Genomic DNA, 20556 nt, shown 5'->3' on the forward strand with positions numbered 1-20556 from the left:
ATCGGCCGGCCTCAGCAAACATAAGCGAGCGGATAGGGCAGGTTGGGCGCGGAGATCACATCCATGTCGATCCCATAGATCTCTTGCAGCGTGTTCGGCGCGAGGATCGCGTTCGGTGTTCCGCTGGCAACCACGCGACCGCGTTTCAATGCGTGGATCCGATCGCAGAAGCGAGCGGCCATGTTGATGTCGTGGAGAACGATGACGACACTCCTTCCGCCTTCATGCGCCAAGCGTCGCACAAGTGAGAGCACCTCGACCTGATGAGCAACGTCGAGTGCCGCAGTCGGTTCGTCGAGCAACAGGCAGCGAGCATCCTGAGCGATCAGCATCGCAATCCAGGCACGTTGCCGCTCGCCGCCCGATAGCGTTCCCACAATACGGTCGGCGAACGTCTCTATATGCGTGGCTCGAAGGGCGTCCTCGACTTTCTCTTCATCATTTTGGGTGAACCGGCCGAGCGCCCCGTGCCACGGATAACGACCGCATCCTACAAGCTCGCGGACCGTCATTTCCGATCCGGTCGTGACGTCCTGGGGCAGATATGCGACCGAACGCGCAAAGGCGCGTTCGCTATACATCCTCAGATCCTGGTTTCCGTAAGAGATCGATCCAGTGCTCGGCGCAAGCTGGCGCGCCAGCATTTTAAGAAGACTGGATTTGCCGGAGCCGTTGTGGCCGACCAGTGCGACAACTTCTCCTGCGGGAAATTTAAGAGTGACGTCGCAGAGAATTTCGTTCCGCTCTATCAAAAGACCTATGTTTTCGGCGACAAAAGTTTCAGCCGTTCGAGGCGGATCTTGCATCGGGAGTATAGCCACGTGACATCCTTTAACCGGGTGATAGGTCGGTACTAAAGATGAGAGCAGCAATCAACTATTTTCGTTGCTCCTCAGGCAGCTCCTCGTCATCCTCGTGCAGACCGCCTCTTTCGGCCAGCAACGCCCGCGTCTGTGCCACTCGCGTGAATAGCGACCGGGATGGCGAAGCAAAAATCCTCTCTCTGTGCATTTCTCAAGAAACTTTGCTTTTATCTTTATTTATCAGTTTCTTGGTATATTTCGCGGGACGTGCTGGAAAGGGGGTTATACAACTATAAATTGTGGAATATGGCATAAGCTGAATTATGGAACTAGAGCACGGGAATGCCGCCCTATGCTGCTGCCGTCGTCCGATGCGGGGCACACGTCTCGCGCAGCTGGAACTGATCGATCAACTGGAGGAGTGCTCGTCTCGTCGGCAAGTTCTCCCTGAGCCAAGAATGAACCCGGGGGGTATTGATCGCCATGAACCGATTCGAACCTGAGACACACCAAATCCCACAGCTCCATCCGTGCGCTAAATTGAATCACTTGCCCAATCATGCGCGTGGCGAATTCGTATTACAAAAATTGTGTCATCATCTTCGATCCCATAAACGATTAGATGCGCTTTGGGATAAATTCTAACAGGCGGATCAATCTCATCCCGTTCGCGCGCGATGCCTGGATTGACAGCTATCGGATCAAATAATGCGAAAAGTTCATCGTGGTATCGCTTTGCCTGGCCCGCCCCGAACATACGGACACCTTGCTCGGCGATCGCAATAATGTCCTCTTCCGCTTCGGCAGAAAGCTTAAAACTCATGACTTGCTGGCACGAGCCATCGCCTCAGCAAAGAGTTCATCCGTCGATCGGATGCCGACACCGCTTTGGAGTCCGGCCTCGACGAAGCTTTGCATGGCGGCGATCTTGTCGTTTCGCGTCTGGTCGCGTCGGATCAGGTCGCGCACGTAGTCGCTAGCATTCGAGTATCGCCCAGTCCTGGCCTGGGCCTCCACCCAATCCTTCATCGGGCCTGGAAGAGATACGTTCATCGTGGCCATTGATAACCTCCATTTGAAGGCAACATAACCGATTTTGGCAAAGTTTGCCAAAGGCTCGAACGCCTTGATGAGATGGGGACCTGACGACTGCATCACCACTTTTGCGGCCTTCCTGGAGGTGAAGGGCCCTCCCAGGCCCTTCATATCAGTTTGAAGATCGGCCGTTCAGCCCCACTTCATTTCTCCCTTGGCAACCTTGGAGCCGATGTCGAGCGCAACGCCCATGCCGAGACCGGGGAAGCGGGCTTCCATGGCGGCCTTCAGCGCGGCGGAATCGGCGGCCTTGGCGAGTTCTTCCTCGAAAGCGACCAGATAACTCTTCGTGTATGCGACGGCGGACAGATCGGTTGCCGCTTCCGGCATCATGTGGCCGGGAACGACAATCGTTGGCTTGCGGGCGCTGATCTTGTCGAGGGTGGCCACCCAAGCGGCACGCTTTTCCGGAGCCTGGGTGTCGGCCGTCCACACGTGGACGCCGGAGAAAATCATGACGCCCCCGAAAACAGCGTTCAACGACGGCACGAACAGGTACCGGCGATTGCTTAACCCTGCTTCGGCCGCGACAATCTCGACGGTTTCACCATCGACTGTGAGGCTTGGAGCGTCGAAGGCTTCCGGCATGACGATGTCTGCAAGGGTCTGCGGGCCGTTCTCCTTGAGCTGCGGCCCCCAAACGGCAAGCTTTTTCTCGACGTTGCCCTTGATCGCTGCAATCGTATCGGAAGCGGCCAGCACTTTTGTGCCGGGAAAGGCTTCGAGGACCGGCTTGAGGCTGAAGTAATAGTCCGGATCGGACTGGCTGACATAAATCGCGGTCAGCGTCTTGCCGGTGGCCTTGATGGCCTCCGCCAGCGCACGGCCGTCGGGATAGCTGAACCCGCCATCGATCAGCAACGCTTCGCTGGGGCCGGTCAGCAGCACCGGAGCGCGAAAGAAGCCATTCTGACCGGCGGGGAAGTGCTTCCAGGCCAGCTTTGATCCGGCCGCGTTGCCGAGACCGGCAGGCGCAAAAACGGCAACGGCGCCGGCTGCGAGGGTGGTTTTCATGATTTCTCTCCTTGAATACATGGTTGTCTCCGATGATCGCCAGTTTCGATTTTCTGCTACCGTCGGTGTTGCCCCGGCAGGGTTTGTCGGTGGTTCATGGAACGGTCTGCTGAAAATGAACGATCACGCCGCCTGAAGCTCGGCAGCAAGTCGGTCAAAGCCGCCGAACAAGGCATCGCCGCGCAGCACGCGGCGCTTATCGCCGTCGCTGACCAAAAGCGTGGGGACACCATCCATCCGGAATGCAGCCATGAGTTGGCGGGACTTCCCGATCCTGTTGCGATAGATTTCGAGCAGAGCCCCGTCCGGAGCCCGGACACGAGCGGCGGAATCGGCAAAGCCGGCCTGATCGAGAACGTCGGCCACGACAGCGATCTCCGAGGTGTTGCGGCCGTCAACATAACGGGCGATTTGAACTGCCTTCAGAGCTTCGCGCTCTTTGCCGCGTTGCCTTAGCCCGACCGCAATGATTCCGAGCGTCGCAGGGGCGGAGTCGAACATACTGGCTGCGCCCGCGAGAACCTGATCGCGATAGAGCTGGCTGAAGACCTGTCCCGTGAGCCGGTTGATCCGCTGGTCATTATGCCAGGCATAGGCTGCGAAACGTTCATCCAGCGGCCGCGCGCCTTCGCCCGAGGCCGCTCGGCGCAAGCTCGACGGTGAGATTGTCGAGCTTGGCCATTTTGTCGAGCGCGGGTGCCGCACCATAACACCAGCCGCAAAGCGGATCGTAGAGATAGGTAAGGTGCATATCGGACCATCCTTGCAGGTGATGGGCAACAGATAGCGCACTTCTATTGAGCGATAAATATTGTTAAATGTGACAGAATGTATGTCAAAAACTTACAATCAAGGGGAAGAAGGTTATGGAGGCTGTCAACCTCAATCGGCTGGCCTACTTCGCAGCCGTCGTCGATACCGGTTCGTTCACGAAAGCTGCCGAGCGCCTCGCGATCACAAAGACGGTCGTCAGCCAGCAGGTTGCGCGGCTGGAAGCTGAGTTGAAAACCAGCTTGCTCCTCCGAACAACGCGACGCGTCGAGCCGACCGAGGCCGGCAAGCTTCTCTACGCGCGCTGCGTCATGATCTTCCGCGAAGCCGGGGACGCTGTCGATGAAATCACCCGCGCAAATGCCGAGCCGACCGGCTTGCTACGCATTGCTGCGCCCAATGATTATGGTGCGAGCACGATCGCTCCGATTGCTGCGACCTTTATCCAGAAGTACCCCGCTTGCAGAGTCGAGCTTCTGCTCGCCGATACGAAGATGGATCTGCTCGTCAATCAGATCGATCTGTCGATCCGTGTTGGTTGGCTCGATGACTCCAGTCATCAAGCGAGACGGATCGGTTCGTTCCGGCAGTTTCTTGTTGCGTCCCCCAGCTTCTCCGCCACGCTCAGTTTGAATAGCCCAGAGGATGCGGCGGGCCAGCCGTTTATCGGCAACCTGGCCCTCAAGGAGCCGGTGGTCTGGAGGTTTATCCAGGGCGATTTCAACCGGCGGACTGTGCGGATGCAACAGAGCCTCATGAGCAATTCGACGCCTGCGGTTCTCGCGGCCACGCTTGCTGAGGCAGGCATGTCCGTGCTGCCGGATTTTCTAGCTGGAGAGCATATAGACGCTGGCCGACTGACAAGATTGTTGCCGGACTGGAGCCTGCCGGCCGGAGGAATCTATGTGGTCTATCCGGCGGCTCGGTTCCGCACACCCAAAGTCACGGCTTTTGTCGCAATGCTGACGGGGGGCCGCTCGCGCGACTAGGCTGCGCCATCGGCGCCGCCCTGCAGTTGTTTACTTCCACTGCGTCGCGTCGCCGGCGCCACAGCCGTAGGGCGGCAAGGAATTGGCAAAGGTGTTTTTGAGCTTGGCGCAGCCCCAGCTGTTGATTGGGCCGGGCATGGAATTGTTGAGCGTGATTCCGATTTCATCATAGGGGCTGTCGCTGTTGGTCACATAGCGATACCAGCGGAAACCGGTTAGAACGACAACGGCAAGAGCGATCGTCAGCAGCAGGCGAACCAGTCTTTTCATGATATTTCCTTTAAATAAAAACGTCGCCGTGTAGCACCCAGATGTCGAAGCTGAAAGCGCTGCTGCCAACGGGCAAGGCGATACGGAGAAAGATATCTCCAGTGCAGGACCAGGCGGCGTGTTGAGGCGTGTTTATGCGCGCCCCCTTAAAGACCATCATATGGCGGATCTGATGGCCAGATCTGAATCGACTCATCTTGGGCAGCACACGCCAGCTGACGTTGAAGCGAACTGTCAGGCTATGCAGGGCTTTGCAAAGCAAACTCCGACGCCATATTCTCGCCTTGACAATGACCCCTTCCCCAAATTCCTTCAGGCGCTATGGTGTCGGAAAGCAAGGGCGAGCATGGGACAAGATAAGAGCCACCTCCTGCAGCGGATGACGATTGTTGGTGATCTCGAGGTCGCCTCCTTTGTCCCATGGATCCGGCGCCATGCCGCTAAGCTTGGGCTCTCGCACACCATATCTCATACGAGTTCGATGCGGATTGAACTTGAGGTTGCTGGGCCAGAGGAACTCATCGACATGATGGAGATGGGATGCTCTCTCGGGCCCATCGACGTATGGGTCGAGAGGATAGATCGGACGGCGATCAGCGGCGAAAGGACCTAGTGCCGGGCTGTGGCACATTTCCTCCGTGCATATTATTTACTCATTGTTGCCAATGCGAAATAATTATGCAAACCTGATAAGGTTGAGCGGAATTGCCTCGATGCAGAGGTGGGACGTGCTCGGCAAGCATATGATCTTGTTTGGGAACTCTAGTCATGCCATCCGCTACGACCGGCTTTTGGACGCCAGTCGCCCTGTCCCGGGATTTGCCGGCCGGAACCGTCATACCGGCACGGACGGCAGCCGGATCGATTGCCCTGTGGCGCAGCGCTTCGGGGCGCATATCGGCATCGGCGGATCGTTGTCCGCATCGTGGCATGCGCTTGTCCCACGGCTTCGTGCGCGGCGAGACGCTCTCCTGTATCTATCACGGGTGGAGCTACGGCCAGGCCGGAAACTGTCTCCGCATTCCGGCCCATCCGGGGCTGACGCCACCGGAAACCATTCGCGTCGCCACCCATGACGTCGAGGAAACAGATAACGTGATCTGGGTGGCTGTGGGTACGCCCGCTTCGAAGCCGCCGAGGCTTGATGGTCTCGCTCCCTTGCGTTCGCTGACGGCGTTCGCCGGCATCGCGGCGATCGAGGCGGCGGCCGGTGCGAAGGCGAGCCCTGACGGTCTTGTCGAGATCGACGCATCCACCGGGGCCGTCTGTCTGCTATTATCCGCTTGGGAAGACGGACAGACGCTGATCCATGTGCTGCTGAAGGCTGACACCGACCCCGCGGCGGGCATCGGCGCCTCACGGGTCGCCGAGAGCTTGCGTCGCCGGGCTGAGGGTCTTCAGAGGGAGATCGCGCAATGACCATGCAGGCGATGATCGACGAATGGTATCCAGTCGGGCTTTTCAGCCAGCTCGACAGCGCAGGTCGCACGACGGCGCTGATGGGCGAGCCGATCGAAGTGGCTTGCGATGCCGATGGCAATGCGAAGGTGACGGGCGGCGATGGCCGCGTTCTGCCGGTTCGTGTGCGTTACGGTCATGTCTGGTCCTCCCTCGGCGAGCCGAAGAAGGAACTTTTCCCCATTCCCGAGGCTGACCAGCCCGGCCGCCGCTTCGTCGATGTCGGCGTGGTGCGGGTGCGCTGCTCGCCCCTGCGTGCCGTCGAGAACTTTCTCGACATCGCCCATTTCCCCTTCGTCCACACCGACATTCTCGGTGCAGAGCCGCACACCGAGGTCCAGAACTACAAGGTCGAGATCCGCGAGGAAGAAGACGAGGTCTGGGCAACGCAGGTGAAATTCTACCAGCCGCAGGCCGCTAAGTCGGCAAGCGGCGGGATCACGACGGAATACATGTACCGCGTGCCGGCGCCCACCTGCTCCGTGCTTTACAAGACCTGCCCGCCGCGCCCGAGCGAATGGGATGTCATCACGCTCTTCGTGCAGCCGCTGGCCGAGGACCTCTGCGACGTCTGGCCATGGATGGCGCTCTTCGACGACGAAACCGCGATGACCGACCTCATCCATTTCCAGCAGACGATCTTTCTGCAGGACCGTTCGATCCTCGAAAACCAGATACCGCGGCTGTTGCCGCTCGACCCCGGCATGGAAATCCCGACGCGGGCCGATCTGACATCGATCGCTTACCGGCGCTGGCTCAAGCGTCACAACTATACCTACGGCGCACAGCTGGTGGCGCAATGAAGCTCTACGACTACATTCTCTCGCCCAGTTGCTACAAGGTGCGCCTGATGGCGGCGCTGATCGGCGTGAAGCTTGACCTGCGCCCGGTGGATTTCCATCCCGGCGCCGAGCATCGCGGCCCCGAGCTGCTTGCGCTCAACCCGGCAGGCTCCATTCCGATCCTGGAAGATGGCGATCTGATCCTGACGGAATCGTCGGCGATCCTCGTCTATCTCGCCGCCAAGGCAGCACCCGAATGGCTCGGCAGCGGTAAGGCCGAGGAAGCGGCGCGGGTGCAGCAATGGCTGTCCTTCTCCGGCCGGCTGACGGCAAACCTCGGGGCAGCACGGCTCCATGAAATGCTGTTGCGGCCGGGCGATATTGGCGCTCTGCAGGCGCAGGGCATCGCCGCCCTTCGCGAGCTTGAAGCCGGGCTTGTCGAGCAGGGTCTTCGCGGCATGCGCTTCCTCGCTGCCGACCGGCCGACAATTGCCGACATCGCCTGCTTTCCCTATGTGGCGCTGGCGCCCGATGGCGGCGTCACGCTGGATGCTTATCCCGCCATCCGGCTCTGGTCCCGGGCGCTGCGCGCCCTCGACAAGTTTATCGAGATGCCAGGCATTCACCGGCTGCACGAGTTGAAGCCCGAACCTCATATCGAACCGGGTGAGGCGTGACATGGCTGGATATCTCCTGAAGAACTGCGCAGCCGTGATTGTCGACGAGGGCAAGGGGCCGGTCGTTCATCGCAATGTCGATCTTCTGACCAGCGGTCCGGCGATCCTGTCGATCGGCGAAAATCTGGAGGCGGACGCACTGCCTGTCGGCACGGCCGTTCAGGATGCTGCTGGCTGGTTTGTCTATCCCGGTCTCGTCAACACCCATCATCACTTCTTCCAGTGCTTCGTGCGCAACCGCGCCGATCTCGACTGGACGAAGCTCTCGGTGATCGAGTGGCTGGACCGCATCTACCCGATCTTTTCGCAGCTCAACGAGGAGTGCTTTTACCACTCCTCCGTCACGGCGATGGCCGAGATGATCAAGCATGGCTGCACCACGGCCTTCGACCACCAGTACAATTTCCCCCGGCATGCCGGGAAGCGGTTGATCGACCGTCAGTTCGAGGCGGCCGAACTGCTTGCCATGCGTTTCCACGCCGGCCGGGGCGGCAATACCCTGCCGAAGTCGGAAGGCTCGACCATTCCAGACGAAATGCTGGAAACGACCGACGAGTTCATCGCCGACTGCGCCCGGCTGATCGAGAGCTACCACGATACCAGCCCCTTCAGCATGCGCCAGGTCGTGGTCGCGCCCTGCCAGCCGGTGAACTGCTATCGCGAGACCTTCGTGGAATCGGTGGCATTGGCGCGCGATCGCGGCGTCATGATGCATACCCATGTCGGCGAAGGCGAAAGCCCGGGCATTCAGGCTCGCCACGGCATGCGTACGGTCGACTATCTGGAAGAACTTGGCTTTGCCGGGCCCGACGCCTTCTATGCCCATTGCTGGGAGCTCACCCACGACGAACTCAGGAAGATGGCTGCCAGCGGCACCGGCATCGCGCACTGCCCGGAGCCGGTCTATCTGGTCGGCGCTGAGGTCACCGACATTCCCGCCATGGCCGCCTTCGGCCTGCGCATCGGCCTCGGCTGCGACGGTGCTGCCTCCAACGACAATTCCAACCTGATGCACTGCCTGCATTCCGCCTACATGTTGCAGTGCCTCGTCTCCTCCGGCCGCTCCCATCCCGTGCCGCCGCCGGTCGATTTCCTCGGCTACGGCACGTCAGGGGGTGCCAGCCTGCTCGGCCGGCGCGATATCGGCCGGCTGGCGCCCGGCATGGCCGCTGACCTGTTTGCGATCGACACCCGCCGCATGGATTATGTCGGCACGCGGCACGATCCGCTGAGCCTGATTGCCCGCGTCGGCATCGGCATGGCGACCGACATGACCATGATCAATGGCCGCATCGTCTGGCAGAAGGGCGAATTCCCCGGTCTCGACGAGGCCAAGCTGTCTGCCGATGCCGAGGCCGCACTATCCGCCGTGGAATTTTAAAAAACCAAAAGAGGGAACTGAGAACATGACCAAACTGACCCGCAGAAATCTGATGACGGCAGCTGCCGCCACCGGCCTTGCCGGCGTGCTCGGCAGCCGCCTTGCTTTGGCCGCCGACGAGCCGCTCGGCATCACGCTCGTCGTCCCGTCGCCGATCGGCGACGTCGGCTGGGGGCATGCACTTGCCGCCGGTCTCGAGCCGATCAAGGCCGCTTACGGCGACAAGGTGAAGGTCACCGTGCTCGAGAATATCGCGGAAGGCCCGGACGCCGACCGCATCATGAACAAGACCGTCGCCGACGGAAACAAGTTCCTGGTCGCCGGCTCTTTCGGCTATCAGAACGGCGCCCTGCAGATCGCACGCCGCGATCCGAGCGTCACGGTTCTGCACGCCTCCGGCTTCCAGGTCGCTCCGAACTTCTCGCCGTTCGCCGCCAAATATTTCCAGGGCACCTATCTGCTCGGCATGGCTGCCGCAGCCCTCTCCAAGACCGGCAAGCTCGGCTCCGTATCCGCCTTCGCGATTCCCGAACTGATCACGTCCATCAACGCCTTCACCCTCGGCGCCCAGGCCGTCAAGCCGGATATCGAGGTCTCGGTGGTGTGGGTGAACTCCTGGTTCGACCCGGCCAAGGAGCAGGAGGCCGCCAAAGCCCTGATCGCGCAGAAATGCGATGTGATCTTCTCCAACGCTCAGGACACGCCGTCCGTCATCTCGGCCTGCGAGGAAGCCGGCGTCTACGCCTTCAACCTCAACTCCTCGATGAAGAAATACGCACCGAAAACCTATCTCGGCTGCATCTCGACGGACTGGTCGCCGTTCTTCAAGGCTTCGGTCGACGCCCATCTCGCCGGTACGTTCAAGGGCGCCAATGCGTTCCTCGGCGTCGCCGACAAGGTCGTCGAAGTGGTGGACTGGAGTCCGGATGTTCCGGCTGACGTGATGACCAAGATCAAGGAGATCGAGGCAAAGATCGCCGACGGCAGCTTCTCGCCTTTCACCGGGCCGATCACCAAGGCCGACGGCAGCCAAGGTGTCGCATCCGGCGCAACCATGGCTGACGCCGAGATCATCGCCATGAATTGGCACGTCAAGGGCGTGTCTACGCCGCTGCCGAAATAAGTCATGACGACCCCGCTTCTGTCGCTGCGCGGCATTTCGAAGAGCTACGGCCAGATCCACGCCAATCAGGCAATCGATCTGGACGTGGCCCCGCAATCGATCCATGCGATCCTCGGCGAAAACGGGGCGGGAAAATCGACGCTGATGAAGCTGATCTACGGCGTCGAGCAACCGGACGACGGAGACGTCATCTGGGAAGGAGAACCCTTGCGCCTCGCCTCCCCCGCCGAGGCGAGGCGCCACGGCATCGGCATGGTCTTCCAGCATTTTTCGCTGTTCGAGACCCTGACCGTCCTGGATAATATTCGGCTGGTCGTGCCGGGTCGCAAGGCTGAGCTCAAGGACCGCATTCGGACGCTTGGACGGGAATTCGGCCTTGAGGTCGACCCGCTCGCCCATGTGCATGCGCTGTCCGTCGGCGAGCGGCAACGGGTAGAGATCATCCGAAGCCTGATGACCTATCCGAAGCTGTTGATCCTCGACGAGCCTACCTCCGTCCTGCCGCCGCAACTGGTGGAGAAGCTTTTCGACACACTGCGTCGGCTGCGCGACGGCGGCGTTTCCATCCTGTTGATCTCCCACAAGCTCGAGGAAATCCGGGCGATCTGCGATCGGGCGACGATCCTGCGCGGCGGACGCGTGACCGGGGATGTCGACCCGCGCGAACATGATGCCCATGACCTTGCCCGCATGATGATCGGCCGCGACATGCCCGCTCCCATCTCGGCGCTGCCATTGTCTGGCGGCGAAAAACGGCTGGAGATCATCGGTTTGGACTACCAACCCGACGACCCCTTTGCCGTGCCGCTCTCCGGCATTAGCCTCGAAGTGCGTTCCGGCGAAATCCTCGGGATCGCCGGTATTTCGGGCAACGGCCAAAGCGAGCTTGCCACGTTGATTTCGGGCGAAGCGGTGCTGGGGCGCGACCAACGCGACCGGATCTACATGATGGGGATGGATGTTGGCAGGCTCGATGCCGCCGCGCGGCGGACACTCGGATTTGCCTTCGTTCCGGAAGACCGGCTCGGACGCGGCGCGGTTCCCGAAATGTCGCTCGCCCTCAACAGCCTGCTGACGGCCCACCCGCTCAAACTTTTGCGGCACGGTCTCGTCGACAGGGCGCGGGCGTTGGCGTTCACCAAGGATTGCATCCGTCAGTATGACGTCCGCACACCCGGCCCGGACGCGGAAGCCGGCACTCTATCCGGCGGCAATCTGCAGAAGTTCATCGTTGGCCGCGAAATCATGCTGTCTCCGAAATTGCTTTTCGTGGCGCAGCCGACCTGGGGCGTCGATATCGGCGCCGCATCCGCCATCCGCAGCCGTCTGGTCGCATTGCGCAATCAGGGCATGGCGATCCTCGTCATTTCCGAAGAGCTGGAAGAACTGTTCGAGCTCTGTGATTCCATCCAGGTGCTGCATCACGGCCGGCTCAGCCCGCCGCTCGCGACACGGGACACGAAGCCCGAGGAGATCGGCCGATACATGATCGGGGCACAAGCCTCGCCTGAGAAAGTCCAGCAATGAGCGCTTGGTCCCTTGCTTTCGTTCCCACCTTGGTCCGCCGGGAGCGCGCCTCGCTTGCCGCGACCTTGCTCGCGCCCGTCATGGCACTTGTCATAGCGATCGCGCTCAACCTCGGCCTATACATCTTGATGGGCCGCGACCCTCTCGCGGTCGTTTATGCGATGCTTTTCGAACCCTTCCTTTCCTGGGCCTCATTTTCGGAGGTGCTTTTAAAGGCAGGACCGCTCCTTCTGATCGCACAGGGGCTTGCGATCGGCTTTCGCGCCAAGGTCTTCAACATCGGCGCCGAAGGCCAGTTCATTCTCGGTGCGATCTTCGCCTCTGCTATTCCGGTCTGGTTTCCGCAAGCGACGGGCCAGTGGATCTGGCCGGCAATGCTGCTGCTCGGCGCCATCGGCGGCGCACTTTGGGCTTCTCTCACCGCCTTCTGGCGCGTGCGCCTTAACGCCAACGAGATCCTCGTTTCGCTGATGCTGAGCCTCGTTGCGGCGCAGCTGCTGAACTATCTGCTGCTCGGCCCCTGGAAGGATCCGAACGGCTTCAACTTCCCCCAGTCGGTGATGTTTCAGTATGATGCCATGGTGCCGACCCTGATTGCCGGCACCCGCGTCAATGTCTCATTCCTCATCACGCTGGCTTTGTCGGTTGCGGCCTGGGTCTTCATGCAGAGGAGCTTCATCGGCTACAAGCTGCAGGTCGGCGGTCTGGCGCCGCGGGCTGCCGGCTATGCCGGCTTCAGGGAAGGTTGGGCGATCTGGCTTTCGCTGCTGATCGGCGGCTTTGCAGCCGGCCTTGCGGGGGCTGCCGAAGTCGCCGGTCCGCTCGGTCAACTGCAGCGTTCGGTCGCGAGCGGTTATGGCTATGCGGCCATCATCGTCGCCTATCTCGGCGGCCTGCATCCGATCGGCATCGTGATCTCAGGGCTGGTCATGGCCGTCATCTATATCGGCGGCGACAATGCCATGGTCTCGGCCAACCTGCCGATCGCCGCCGTCCGTGTCTTCCAGGGCAGCCTGCTGCTCGCCTATCTGATCGCCGTCGCCTTCGTGCGCTATCGCCTTGAATGGCGCCGCGCCGCCCACCGGAGCCCGTCATGAACGCCATCGAGTTCATTCTTGCCGGCATGCTTGCGGCTGCGACACCGTTTCTTCTCGCAGCCCTCGGCGAGCTGGTGGCCGAGCGTGCCGGCGTCCTCAATCTCGGGGTCGAGGGATTGATGGCCTTCGGTGCCGTGCTTGCCTTCATCGTCGTCTACCAGGGCGGCGGACATCTCCTGGGTTTCGTCGCAGCCGGGCTCGGCAGCGCTGTCCTTTCGCTGCTCTTCGCCTTCGTCACTCTGGGATTCCGGGCAAACCAGGTGGCCGCGGGGCTTGCCATCGGCATTCTCGGCCAGGGCCTTTCCGCGCTCTTCGGCAAGACCTATGAAAGCCTCACGGTCAGGGGACTTCCGAAGCTCGCCCTTCCAGGGCTTTCGGAATTGCCGGCTATCGGCGGCCTTTTCGTCCAGGACATCGTCGTGTGGATTTCGCTTGCTGCGACGGTGGCTTTGTGGGCCATATTTGCCTACACCAAGCTTGGCCTGATCGTCCGCGCCGTCGGCGAGAACCCGAAGGCCGCTCACGCCATCGGATATTCGGTGATATCAGTCCGCGTCCTCGCCATCGTCTTCGGCGGTGCGATGGCAGGCTTCGCCGGCGCCTACGCGTCGGTGGTCTACACCCCGCTCTGGGCCGACGGGATGATTGCCGGGCGCGGCTGGATCGCCATCGCCCTCGTCGTCTTCGGGACTTGGCTCACCGGCCGTATCTTCCTCGGCGCCTGCCTCTTCGGCGCGGTCTCGCTGATGGGGCTTGCAGCCCAGGCAACCGGACTGGACGTTCCCTCGCAACTGCTCTCGAGCCTGCCATATCTCGTCACGATCATCGTGCTCGGCATCATCTCCGCCGACCGTCGTCTGCTGAAACTGAACGGCGTGGCTTCGCTCGGCGAACCATTCGAGCGATAAAGACGCGCGGCGCTGCAACGCCGGCGAAGAAGCCCGTGGTCAGCCGCGATCGCGTTTCTTGCGACCGTGCGCCTCAAATTGGACGAGCAGCGACTTGAGTTCGATCTCGCGAACGCGTCTTGCTGCTTCATCCGGGCTGACCCATTCGAGAATACGCTGACCCCGCTCCTTGAAATCGCCGCTGATGTCCGTGACTTCAATCTGAAACATGTCGACGATGCAGGGCGCCACATCGCCATTGTCCAGTTCTTTCAGATAGGTATAGCGGCCAACCGGCTTCTTCTTCACCACCCCGCGCACGCCTGCCTCCTCCCAGGCCTCGATTGCTGCTGCTTCGAAAGGCTTTTTCCCTTTCATCGGCCACCCTTTCGGGATGACCCAGCGTGCGCTCTCGCGCGATGTGATCACCAGGATTTCGACCTCGGATCCACCATTGCCGTGGCGGAAGCAAAGTGCGCCGTATTGTTGACGGAATGCACCGGCGAACAGCATTTCAGGAACAGCAGCGAGCTGCCGCAGCAGTGGCTGGGACTTGTCCGGTCGAGGCTTCCTGTTTTTTTTGCTCGGCGTCATAACTGATGAATTACCGAATTCGCTTGTTGCTTCAATTGCCTGAGCGTGTTTATGACACATTTATGACAATCGGCCGCACGAGGAAGGTTCGCAGGCATGATGAGCATTTTTCGCAAGCTGATGCCACGGGAAGACAGATTCTTTGAAATGTTTTCCAAACACTCGAAGACCGTCGTTGCCGCGGCGCATGCCCTCGATCAACTCCTGAAGGGCATTGACGTTCAAAAAAACTGTGAACGAATCGTCGCCTTGGAAAACGAGGCGGACGACGTCACGCGTGACGTTCTTCTTGCCGTTCGACGAAGCTTCATCACGCCCTTCGACCGGGGTGACATCAAGGATCTCATTCAGTCGATGGATGATGCGATCGACATGATGCACAAGACAGTCAAGACGATCCGCTTGTTCGAGCAAACGAGCTTCGATCCGCTCATGCAGGAGATGGGCAGTGAAATCATCAAGGCGGCAAACCTTGTTGCGGAAGCAATACCCCTCCTCGACCGATTGGGAGCCAATGCGCAGCGTCTGGCGACCATCGCGGAGGAGGTCACCCGAGTGGAGGAACGTTCCGATGAACTCCATGACCAGGGTTTGAAGGATCTGTTTGTACGTCATGGCACCGGCGGCAATGCAATGGCCTACATGATCGGAAGCGAAATCTACGGAGAGCTGGAGAAAGTTGTCGACCGCTTCGAGGATGTCGCCAACGAAATCAGCGGCATTCTCATCGAGAACGTCTGATGGATGCCTCCCTCGCTCTGCCGCTGCTGGTCGGCCTGGTCGTCGTCGCCCTGTTCTTCGATTTTCTCAATGGTCTGCATGACGCGGCCAATTCGATCGCCACGATCGTCTCGACCCGCGTCCTGCGGCCGCAATATGCGGTCGCCTGGGCGGCGTTCTTCAATTTCATCGCATTTCTGTTCTTCGGTCTGCATGTGGCCGAAACACTGGGAACCGGCATCATCGACCCTGCGATCGTTTCGCCTCAAGTGATCTTCGCCGCCCTGATGGGCGCGATCATTTGGAATATCCTGACCTGGATTTTCGGGATTCCATCCAGCTCGTCGCATGCGCTTGTCGGTGGGCTGGTTGGGGCCGGTCTGGCAAAGGTTGGCTTCAGCTCGATCGTCTGGAACGGCCTTCTAAAGACGGTCGGCGCTATTTTCCTGTCGCCAGCCATCGGCTTCCTGCTTGCCCTGGTGCTGGTGCTCGCCGTCTCCTGGCTATTCGTCCGGCAAACGCCGTTTGCGGTGGATCGGACATTTCGGGTCATGCAGTTCGTGTCCGCTTCGCTCTATTCGCTTGGCCATGGCGGGAACGATGCGCAGAAGACGATGGGCATCATCGCGGTGCTCTTGTTCAGCCAGGGATATCTCGGCCCGACATTCTACGTGCCTTTCTGGGTGGTCATTTCGTGCCAGTCGGCAATGGCTCTCGGTACGCTCTTCGGCGGATGGCGCATCGTTCATACCATGGGGTCGAAGATCACCCGGCTCAACCCCATGCAAGGTTTCTGCGCAGAGACGGGCGGAGCGTTGACGCTCTTCGGAGCGACGTGGCTCGGTATTCCCGTTTCGACGACCCATACGATCACCGGAGCAATCGTTGGAGTGGGCGCGGCTCGTCGTTTCTCAGCCGTGCGCTGGGGATTGGCCGGCAACATCGTGATAGCCTGGATCGTCACGATGCCGGCGGCTGCAGCAATATCCGCGGCGTTCTACGGCCTCGTCTCTTTGCTGCAATGAAATGAGGTGGCGAGGCAATCGCCACGCATTGACCTTCCCCTCCTCCAGAGCTTTCCCGGCGGCAATACCGGCGAATAAGCCGCGCAGAATACGCTCTGCGGTGTGCGTGATCGCGACTTCCATATTGCGTGCACTGCACAAATAGAGCGCTCCCATGGCTGCGATTACGTTAGCAATCGCACAAAACGAAAGCAGAAAATAATAAGGCCTAAGAAATAGGCATTCGTCAATTCGTCGCATTTCTCCTTTTGCTTCATGCCGTTACCATCTCCTCTCGAAATTGGCACGCTGCTTGCAGGTTCTGAGACGCATCGGTCAATGGCGACCGGCGCGGATAGGCGCGGCATAAGCGCCTACAATAGACACCGACGTCGCAAGGTTTTTGCTCCGGGATTCTCCATCCCCTGGACGCAATTTCCGGCGGCGTTTTTTTGTGTCCAAATTCAGCCAGCAGAGGGAACCTGCGCATGACAAAGAATTTGCAGACTGGGATTTTTACAACCGGCATGACCCGCCGCAGCATGCTCAAGACGACCGCAGCGGCTGCCCTCATCGGCGCTGTCAAGACGGCCTTTCCGTCCGGCGCCTTCGCAGCCGGAGCAGGCCCTGAAGTGACAGGCGTCAAGCTCGGCTTTATCGCGCTCACGGATTCCGCGCCGCTGATCATCGCCAAGGAAAAGGGCTTTTTCGACAAGCATGGGCTTCCGGAAACGGATGTGGCCAAACAGGCCTCCTGGGGAGCGACCCGAGACAATCTGGTGCTGGGCGGCGCAGCAAACGGCATCGACGGTGCGCATATCCTGTCGCCGCTCCCCTATCTCATGCATACCGGCAAGGTGACGCAGAACAATAAACCGGTGCCGATGGCGATCCTCGCCCGGCTCAACCTCGACAGCCAGGGTATTTCGGTCGCCAAGGAATATGCCGAAACCGGCGTGCAGCTCGATTCCTCCAAGCTGAAGGCCGCATTCGAGAAAAAGAAGGCGGAGGGCAAGGAGATCAAGGCCGCCATGACCTTCCCGGGCGGCACCCATGACCTCTGGATCCGTTACTGGCTCGCAGCCAGCGGTATTGATCCGAACAAGGATGTTTCGACCATCGTCGTGCCGCCGCCGCAGATGGTTGCCAACATGAAGGTCGGCAACATGGACGTCTTCTGTGTGGGCGAACCGTGGAACGAGCAGCTCGTCAACCAGGGTATCGGCTTTACCGCAGCCACCACCGGCGAGCTCTGGAAGGGTCATCCTGAAAAAGCGCTCGGACTGCGCGCCGACTGGATCGAAAAGAATCCCAATGCTGCCAAGGCCCTGCTGATGGCCGTCATGGAGGCTCAGCAATGGTGCGAAAGCATGGACAACAAGGCGGAGATGGCTGACATTCTCGGCAAGCGCCAATGGTTCAACGTTCCGACGAAGGACGTGCTCGGCCGCCTCAAGGGCGATATCAATTATGGCAACGGCCGCGAGGTCAAGGCCACCGACCTCTATATGAAATTCTGGAAGGACGGTGCCTCCTACCCGTTCAAGAGCCACGATACATGGTTCATGACGGAAAACATCCGTTGGGGAAATCTGCCGGCGAGCACCGACATCAAGGCGCTGGTCAACCAGGTGAACCGCGAAGACATCTGGCGCGAGGCTGCCAAGGATCTCGGCGTTGCGGCGGCCGATATCCCCGCATCGTCTTCTCGCGGCAAGGAAACTTTCTTCGACGGCAAAGTCTTCGACCCTGAAAATCCCTCGGCCTATCTCGACAGCCTTTCGATCAAGGCTGTCTCCTGACCCGCTCCGGCGCGCAACGAGCGCGCCGGCCTTTCATTCACGTGAGGAGCGCGTTGATGTCCGCCCTGGCAAATAAAGAAAATCCCTCCACGGCCGCCTCTGCCAAGCTGGCGGCAAAGGTTCTGCCATTTTCCGGCAAGCACGGATCGCGGATCGATTTTCGTCGAGCGGCACTGACCGCACTTCGCAACGTCGTTCCGCCAGTCGTCGTGCTGGCACTCATCCTGCTCGTCTGGCAGGTGCTCTGTTCGTCGGCGGATGCGTCTTTGCCCTCGCCGCACCGGGTCTGGCAGGATAGTTATGACCTGATCGCCTATCCGTTTTTCAACTACGGCTCTCAGGATATCGGGCTCGGCTGGCGCGTGCTCGTTTCGTTGCAGCGCGTTCTCTATGGCTTTGGGCTCGCCGCGGTCACCGGCGTCATCATCGGTGCGATCATCGGTCAGTCGATCTGGGCAATGCGTGGCCTCGATCCGATCTTCCAGGTGCTGCGTACGGTTCCGCCGCTCGCCTGGCTGCCGCTGTCGCTCGCAGCCTTCCAGGATTCCAATCCTTCGGCGATCTTCGTGATCTTCATCACTTCGATCTGGCCGGTGATTATCAACACCGCCGTCGGTGTCCGCAATATCCCGCAGGATTACCGCAACGTCGCCGAGGTGCTGCGTCTCAACCAGTTCGAGTTTTTCTGGAAGATCATGCTGCCTTCGGCAGCGCCTTACATCTTCACAGGCCTCAGGATCGGCGTTGGCCTCTCCTGGCTCGCCATCGTCGCGGCCGAAATGCTGACGGGCGGCGTCGGCATCGGCTTCTTCATCTGGGACGCATGGAACTCGTCGCGCCTTCCGGACATCATCGTCGCGCTCGCCTATATCGGCATCGTCGGCTTCGCCCTCGACAAGCTGGTGGCAGCACTCGGCAAACTGATCACCCGCGGGGCCATGGCCAACTGAGGAACGCACCTATGAACGCCTATCTGAAGCTTGATCATATCGACAAACATTTTGCTCGAGGCGGCGTGCGCGCCGAGGTCCTGAAGGACATCAATCTGACGATTTCCGCAGGTGAATTCGTCTCGATCATCGGCCATTCGGGCTGCGGCAAGTCCACCCTGCTCAACCTCATCGCCGGCCTGACCCCGGTTTCGGCAGGCGCCGTGCTGCTTGAAAACCGTGAGGTCAACGGACCCGGTCCGGAGCGCGCCGTCGTCTTCCAGAACCACTCGCTGCTGCCCTGGCTAACGGTCTACGAGAACGTCAATCTCGCCGTCTCCAAACTCTTCAGCCGAACGAAGACCAAGGCCGAGCGGCATGAGTGGGTGATGGCCAACCTCGACCTCGTGCAGATGGCGCATGCGAGGGATAAGCGGCCTTCGGAAATTTCAGGCGGCATGAAACAGCGCGTCGGCATCGCCCGCGCGCTTGCAATGGAGCCGAAGATCCTGCTGCTCGACGAACCCTTCGGCGCGCTCGACGCGCTGACCCGCGCCCATCTGCAGGACGCGGTGATGGAAATCCACGCCCGCCTTGGCAACACGATGGTGATGATCACCCATGATGTTGATGAGGCGGTGCTGCTGTCTGATCGCATCGTGATGATGACGAACGGCCCGGCGGCCCGCATCGGCGAAGTGCTCGATGTGACCATGCCCCGTCCCCGCCATCGCATCGAACTCGCCTCCGACCGGACATATCTCAAATGCCGTGAAGCCGTGCTGAAGTTCCTCTACGAACGCCACCGCTTCATCGAAGCGGCGGAGTAGAGACCGGGACATAACTTCGGCGTTTGCCGGCCGTGATTTTCTCGCCTTCGTAGCTAGCGGCGCCTGATTTTGGGCGTCGCGCGCTGTTTACTCCCCGGGCGTTGCAAATACCGCGCTGGCATCGCTGACAATTTCCACATGGGAATATGCCGCCTGCCCCGCGGCGGCGGCGTCCGCGCGCATGATCGCGGTGACGATCCGGCCGTGCTCCTCATAGGATTTTGCCAGTCGCCCGGGCAGGCGGAACTGCGCCCGCCGAAAGGGCGCGAGCCGCGCCCGTGTCTGCGTCACCATCTCGAAGACATGGTCATTATGCGCGCCACGATAAAGCCGGGTGTGGAATTCGGTGTTGTGAGCCGAATATTCTTCTTCCGCGCCGGCATGCACGAGCCTCATCGATCCCCGATGCTCCAGTTCCAGCGCGCGCCGCTCGTCGACCGTCATACGCTCGGCCGAGAGCCTGGCGCAGATCGCTTCGAGTTCCGCCATCGCTTCGAACATCGAATGCAGATAGGCTTCGGTGACATTGGTGACGACCGCACTGCGGTTTGGCTCGCGCGCGACCAATCCCATGGCGCCCAACTCACGCAGAGCCTCGCGCACCGGCGTGCGCGAAACGTCGAAACGAACCGCGAGCGATACCTCGTCCAATTTCGCGCCCGGCAGCATTTCACCTGTGACGATCATGTCGGCAATCGCCCGCACCATCTGTTCGACGGTGGTTCCGGTGCGGATCACTTCTCTGCGCCTGGTCTGCTTCACGATACGAATCTGCTCACCTCAACACTCTGTATACAGATGAC

At 60.4% G+C, this 20556-nt stretch carries 22 protein-coding genes and 1 pseudogene; 15 read left to right on the forward strand and 8 right to left on the reverse strand.

Translation table 11 applies throughout. The features are described 5' to 3' along the window. Positions 1–11: 11 nt before the first annotated feature. From HFO99_RS12590 to HFO99_RS12605, 4 genes are all read right to left on the reverse strand, one after another. Positions 12–806 (reverse strand): ABC transporter ATP-binding protein, encoded by a 795-nt coding sequence (locus HFO99_RS12590; protein WP_222361539.1) that lies wholly within the window; start codon positions 804–806, stop codon positions 12–14. A 532-nt stretch (positions 807–1338) separates the two neighbouring features. Beyond that, positions 1339–1626 (reverse strand): type II toxin-antitoxin system RelE/ParE family toxin, encoded by a 288-nt coding sequence (locus HFO99_RS12595; protein WP_222361540.1) that lies wholly within the window; start codon positions 1624–1626, stop codon positions 1339–1341. Further along, on the reverse strand, positions 1623–1865 hold the full coding sequence (locus HFO99_RS12600) for a type II toxin-antitoxin system ParD family antitoxin (RefSeq protein ID WP_222334641.1): 243 nt from the start codon (positions 1863–1865) through the stop codon (positions 1623–1625). The genes HFO99_RS12595 and HFO99_RS12600 overlap by 4 nt, the downstream gene beginning before the upstream one ends. A 165-nt stretch (positions 1866–2030) precedes the next feature. Further along, a complete protein-coding gene (locus HFO99_RS12605; RefSeq protein ID WP_222334374.1) occupies positions 2031–2933 on the reverse strand; it encodes an MBL fold metallo-hydrolase in 903 nt (300 codons plus the stop codon). Between HFO99_RS12605 and HFO99_RS12610 the strand changes: the two genes are divergently transcribed. After that, positions 2911–3048, forward strand: coding sequence for a hypothetical protein (locus tag HFO99_RS12610; protein ID WP_222334666.1), 138 nt, complete (start codon positions 2911–2913; stop codon positions 3046–3048). The two genes, HFO99_RS12605 and HFO99_RS12610, sit on opposite strands and share 23 nt — an antisense overlap. Here HFO99_RS12610 and HFO99_RS12615 read toward each other — a convergent pair. After that, positions 3036–3663 (reverse strand): annotated as a pseudogene (locus tag HFO99_RS12615) (DsbA family protein). The gene HFO99_RS12610 and the pseudogene HFO99_RS12615 sit on opposite strands and share 13 nt — an antisense overlap. A gap of 115 nt (positions 3664–3778) precedes the next feature. Between HFO99_RS12615 and HFO99_RS12620 the strand changes: the two are divergent. Beyond that, on the forward strand, positions 3779–4672 hold the full coding sequence (locus HFO99_RS12620) for a LysR family transcriptional regulator (RefSeq protein ID WP_222361541.1): 894 nt from the start codon (positions 3779–3781) through the stop codon (positions 4670–4672). A 30-nt stretch (positions 4673–4702) separates the two neighbouring features. Here the strand turns inward: HFO99_RS12620 and HFO99_RS12625 are convergent, their stop codons facing one another. Further along, positions 4703–4942: a hypothetical protein gene (locus HFO99_RS12625; protein ID WP_128400762.1), complete on the reverse strand. Its 240-nt coding sequence runs from the start codon at positions 4940–4942 to the stop codon at positions 4703–4705. A 768-nt stretch (positions 4943–5710) separates the two neighbouring features. On the opposite strand from HFO99_RS12625, the gene HFO99_RS12630 reads away from it, so the two are divergent. From HFO99_RS12630 to HFO99_RS12665, 8 genes are read left to right on the forward strand one after another with little or no spacing between them, the layout of a single operon-like run. Next, entirely contained in the window at positions 5711–6361 is a 651-nt protein-coding gene (locus tag HFO99_RS12630) for a Rieske 2Fe-2S domain-containing protein (RefSeq protein WP_128400760.1), read from the forward strand. After that, on the forward strand, positions 6358–7203 hold the full coding sequence (locus tag HFO99_RS12635; protein WP_128400759.1) for an aromatic ring-hydroxylating oxygenase subunit alpha: 846 nt from the start codon (positions 6358–6360) through the stop codon (positions 7201–7203). The genes HFO99_RS12630 and HFO99_RS12635 overlap by 4 nt, the downstream gene beginning before the upstream one ends. Beyond that, positions 7200–7859 (forward strand): glutathione S-transferase family protein, encoded by a 660-nt coding sequence (locus HFO99_RS12640; protein ID WP_222334379.1) that lies wholly within the window; start codon positions 7200–7202, stop codon positions 7857–7859. The genes HFO99_RS12635 and HFO99_RS12640 overlap by 4 nt, the downstream gene beginning before the upstream one ends. Position 7860: 1 nt before the next feature. After that, the gene (locus HFO99_RS12645) at positions 7861–9240 is read left to right on the forward strand and encodes an amidohydrolase (RefSeq protein ID WP_222361542.1); all 1380 of its coding nucleotides are present in this window, start codon (positions 7861–7863) and stop codon (positions 9238–9240) included. Between the two features lie 25 nt (positions 9241–9265). Then, positions 9266–10363, forward strand: a complete 1098-nt coding sequence (locus HFO99_RS12650; protein ID WP_222334383.1) for a BMP family ABC transporter substrate-binding protein — start codon at positions 9266–9268, stop codon at positions 10361–10363. 3 nt (positions 10364–10366) lie between these two features. Further along, entirely contained in the window at positions 10367–11890 is a 1524-nt protein-coding gene (locus HFO99_RS12655; RefSeq protein WP_222334385.1) for an ABC transporter ATP-binding protein, read from the forward strand. Next, positions 11887–12987 (forward strand): ABC transporter permease, encoded by a 1101-nt coding sequence (locus HFO99_RS12660; RefSeq protein ID WP_222361543.1) that lies wholly within the window; start codon positions 11887–11889, stop codon positions 12985–12987. The genes HFO99_RS12655 and HFO99_RS12660 overlap by 4 nt, the downstream gene beginning before the upstream one ends. After that, entirely contained in the window at positions 12984–13895 is a 912-nt protein-coding gene (locus HFO99_RS12665; RefSeq protein ID WP_222334389.1) for an ABC transporter permease, read from the forward strand. Before HFO99_RS12660 ends, HFO99_RS12665 begins: the two co-directional genes overlap by 4 nt. Before the next feature lie 39 nt (positions 13896–13934). On the opposite strand, the gene HFO99_RS12670 is transcribed toward HFO99_RS12665, so the two are convergent. After that, the gene (locus tag HFO99_RS12670; protein ID WP_222334390.1) at positions 13935–14468 is read right to left on the reverse strand and encodes an NUDIX hydrolase; all 534 of its coding nucleotides are present in this window, start codon (positions 14466–14468) and stop codon (positions 13935–13937) included. 96 nt (positions 14469–14564) lie between these two features. On the opposite strand from HFO99_RS12670, the gene HFO99_RS12675 reads away from it, so the two are divergent. The 5 genes from HFO99_RS12675 (at position 14565) to HFO99_RS12695 (ending at position 19753) form a co-directional block, all read left to right on the forward strand. Beyond that, positions 14565–15209, forward strand: coding sequence for a DUF47 domain-containing protein (locus HFO99_RS12675; protein ID WP_222334392.1), 645 nt, complete (start codon positions 14565–14567; stop codon positions 15207–15209). Then, positions 15209–16213, forward strand: a complete 1005-nt coding sequence (locus tag HFO99_RS12680) for an inorganic phosphate transporter (RefSeq protein WP_222334393.1) — start codon at positions 15209–15211, stop codon at positions 16211–16213. Before HFO99_RS12675 ends, HFO99_RS12680 begins: the two co-directional genes overlap by 1 nt. 467 nt (positions 16214–16680) lie before the next feature. Further along, on the forward strand, positions 16681–17994 hold the full coding sequence (locus tag HFO99_RS12685) for a CmpA/NrtA family ABC transporter substrate-binding protein (protein ID WP_222361544.1): 1314 nt from the start codon (positions 16681–16683) through the stop codon (positions 17992–17994). A gap of 56 nt (positions 17995–18050) precedes the next feature. Beyond that, positions 18051–18944, forward strand: a complete 894-nt coding sequence (gene ntrB, locus HFO99_RS12690) for a nitrate ABC transporter permease (RefSeq protein WP_222361545.1) — start codon at positions 18051–18053, stop codon at positions 18942–18944. Positions 18945–18955: 11 nt separating this feature from the next. Next, a complete protein-coding gene (locus HFO99_RS12695) occupies positions 18956–19753 on the forward strand; it encodes an ABC transporter ATP-binding protein (protein ID WP_222361546.1) in 798 nt (265 codons plus the stop codon). A gap of 87 nt (positions 19754–19840) precedes the next feature. Here HFO99_RS12695 and HFO99_RS12700 read toward each other — a convergent pair whose 3' ends face one another. After that, positions 19841–20515 (reverse strand): GntR family transcriptional regulator, encoded by a 675-nt coding sequence (locus HFO99_RS12700; RefSeq protein ID WP_130746342.1) that lies wholly within the window; start codon positions 20513–20515, stop codon positions 19841–19843. Positions 20516–20556 lie beyond the last annotated feature (41 nt).

This window comes from Rhizobium leguminosarum (assembly GCF_019798305.1).
GTDB lineage: Bacteria > Pseudomonadota > Alphaproteobacteria > Rhizobiales > Rhizobiaceae > Rhizobium > Rhizobium leguminosarum_U.

Excerpts from the sequence above, each read along its gene's own strand:
- HFO99_RS12590 (WP_222361539.1), bottom strand. The coding sequence starts at position 806 with ATGCAAGATCCGCCTCGAACGGCTGAAACTTTTGTCGCCGAAAACATA.
- HFO99_RS12595 (WP_222361540.1), bottom strand. The coding sequence starts at position 1,626 with ATGAGTTTTAAGCTTTCTGCCGAAGCGGAAGAGGACATTATTGCGATC.
- HFO99_RS12600 (WP_222334641.1), bottom strand. The coding sequence starts at position 1,865 with ATGGCCACGATGAACGTATCTCTTCCAGGCCCGATGAAGGATTGGGTG.
- HFO99_RS12610 (WP_222334666.1), top strand. The coding sequence starts at position 2,911 with ATGATTTCTCTCCTTGAATACATGGTTGTCTCCGATGATCGCCAGTTT.
- HFO99_RS12605 (WP_222334374.1), bottom strand. The coding sequence starts at position 2,933 with ATGTATTCAAGGAGAGAAATCATGAAAACCACCCTCGCAGCCGGCGCC.
- HFO99_RS12620 (WP_222361541.1), top strand. The coding sequence starts at position 3,779 with ATGGAGGCTGTCAACCTCAATCGGCTGGCCTACTTCGCAGCCGTCGTC.
- HFO99_RS12625 (WP_128400762.1), bottom strand. The coding sequence starts at position 4,942 with ATGAAAAGACTGGTTCGCCTGCTGCTGACGATCGCTCTTGCCGTTGTC.
- HFO99_RS12630 (WP_128400760.1), top strand. The coding sequence starts at position 5,711 with ATGCCATCCGCTACGACCGGCTTTTGGACGCCAGTCGCCCTGTCCCGG.
- HFO99_RS12635 (WP_128400759.1), top strand. The coding sequence starts at position 6,358 with ATGACCATGCAGGCGATGATCGACGAATGGTATCCAGTCGGGCTTTTC.
- HFO99_RS12640 (WP_222334379.1), top strand. The coding sequence starts at position 7,200 with ATGAAGCTCTACGACTACATTCTCTCGCCCAGTTGCTACAAGGTGCGC.
- HFO99_RS12645 (WP_222361542.1), top strand. The coding sequence starts at position 7,861 with ATGGCTGGATATCTCCTGAAGAACTGCGCAGCCGTGATTGTCGACGAG.
- HFO99_RS12650 (WP_222334383.1), top strand. The coding sequence starts at position 9,266 with ATGACCAAACTGACCCGCAGAAATCTGATGACGGCAGCTGCCGCCACC.
- HFO99_RS12655 (WP_222334385.1), top strand. The coding sequence starts at position 10,367 with ATGACGACCCCGCTTCTGTCGCTGCGCGGCATTTCGAAGAGCTACGGC.
- HFO99_RS12660 (WP_222361543.1), top strand. The coding sequence starts at position 11,887 with ATGAGCGCTTGGTCCCTTGCTTTCGTTCCCACCTTGGTCCGCCGGGAG.
- HFO99_RS12665 (WP_222334389.1), top strand. The coding sequence starts at position 12,984 with ATGAACGCCATCGAGTTCATTCTTGCCGGCATGCTTGCGGCTGCGACA.
- HFO99_RS12670 (WP_222334390.1), bottom strand. The coding sequence starts at position 14,468 with ATGACGCCGAGCAAAAAAAACAGGAAGCCTCGACCGGACAAGTCCCAG.
- HFO99_RS12675 (WP_222334392.1), top strand. The coding sequence starts at position 14,565 with ATGATGAGCATTTTTCGCAAGCTGATGCCACGGGAAGACAGATTCTTT.
- HFO99_RS12680 (WP_222334393.1), top strand. The coding sequence starts at position 15,209 with ATGGATGCCTCCCTCGCTCTGCCGCTGCTGGTCGGCCTGGTCGTCGTC.
- HFO99_RS12685 (WP_222361544.1), top strand. The coding sequence starts at position 16,681 with ATGACAAAGAATTTGCAGACTGGGATTTTTACAACCGGCATGACCCGC.
- ntrB (WP_222361545.1), top strand. The coding sequence starts at position 18,051 with ATGTCCGCCCTGGCAAATAAAGAAAATCCCTCCACGGCCGCCTCTGCC.
- HFO99_RS12695 (WP_222361546.1), top strand. The coding sequence starts at position 18,956 with ATGAACGCCTATCTGAAGCTTGATCATATCGACAAACATTTTGCTCGA.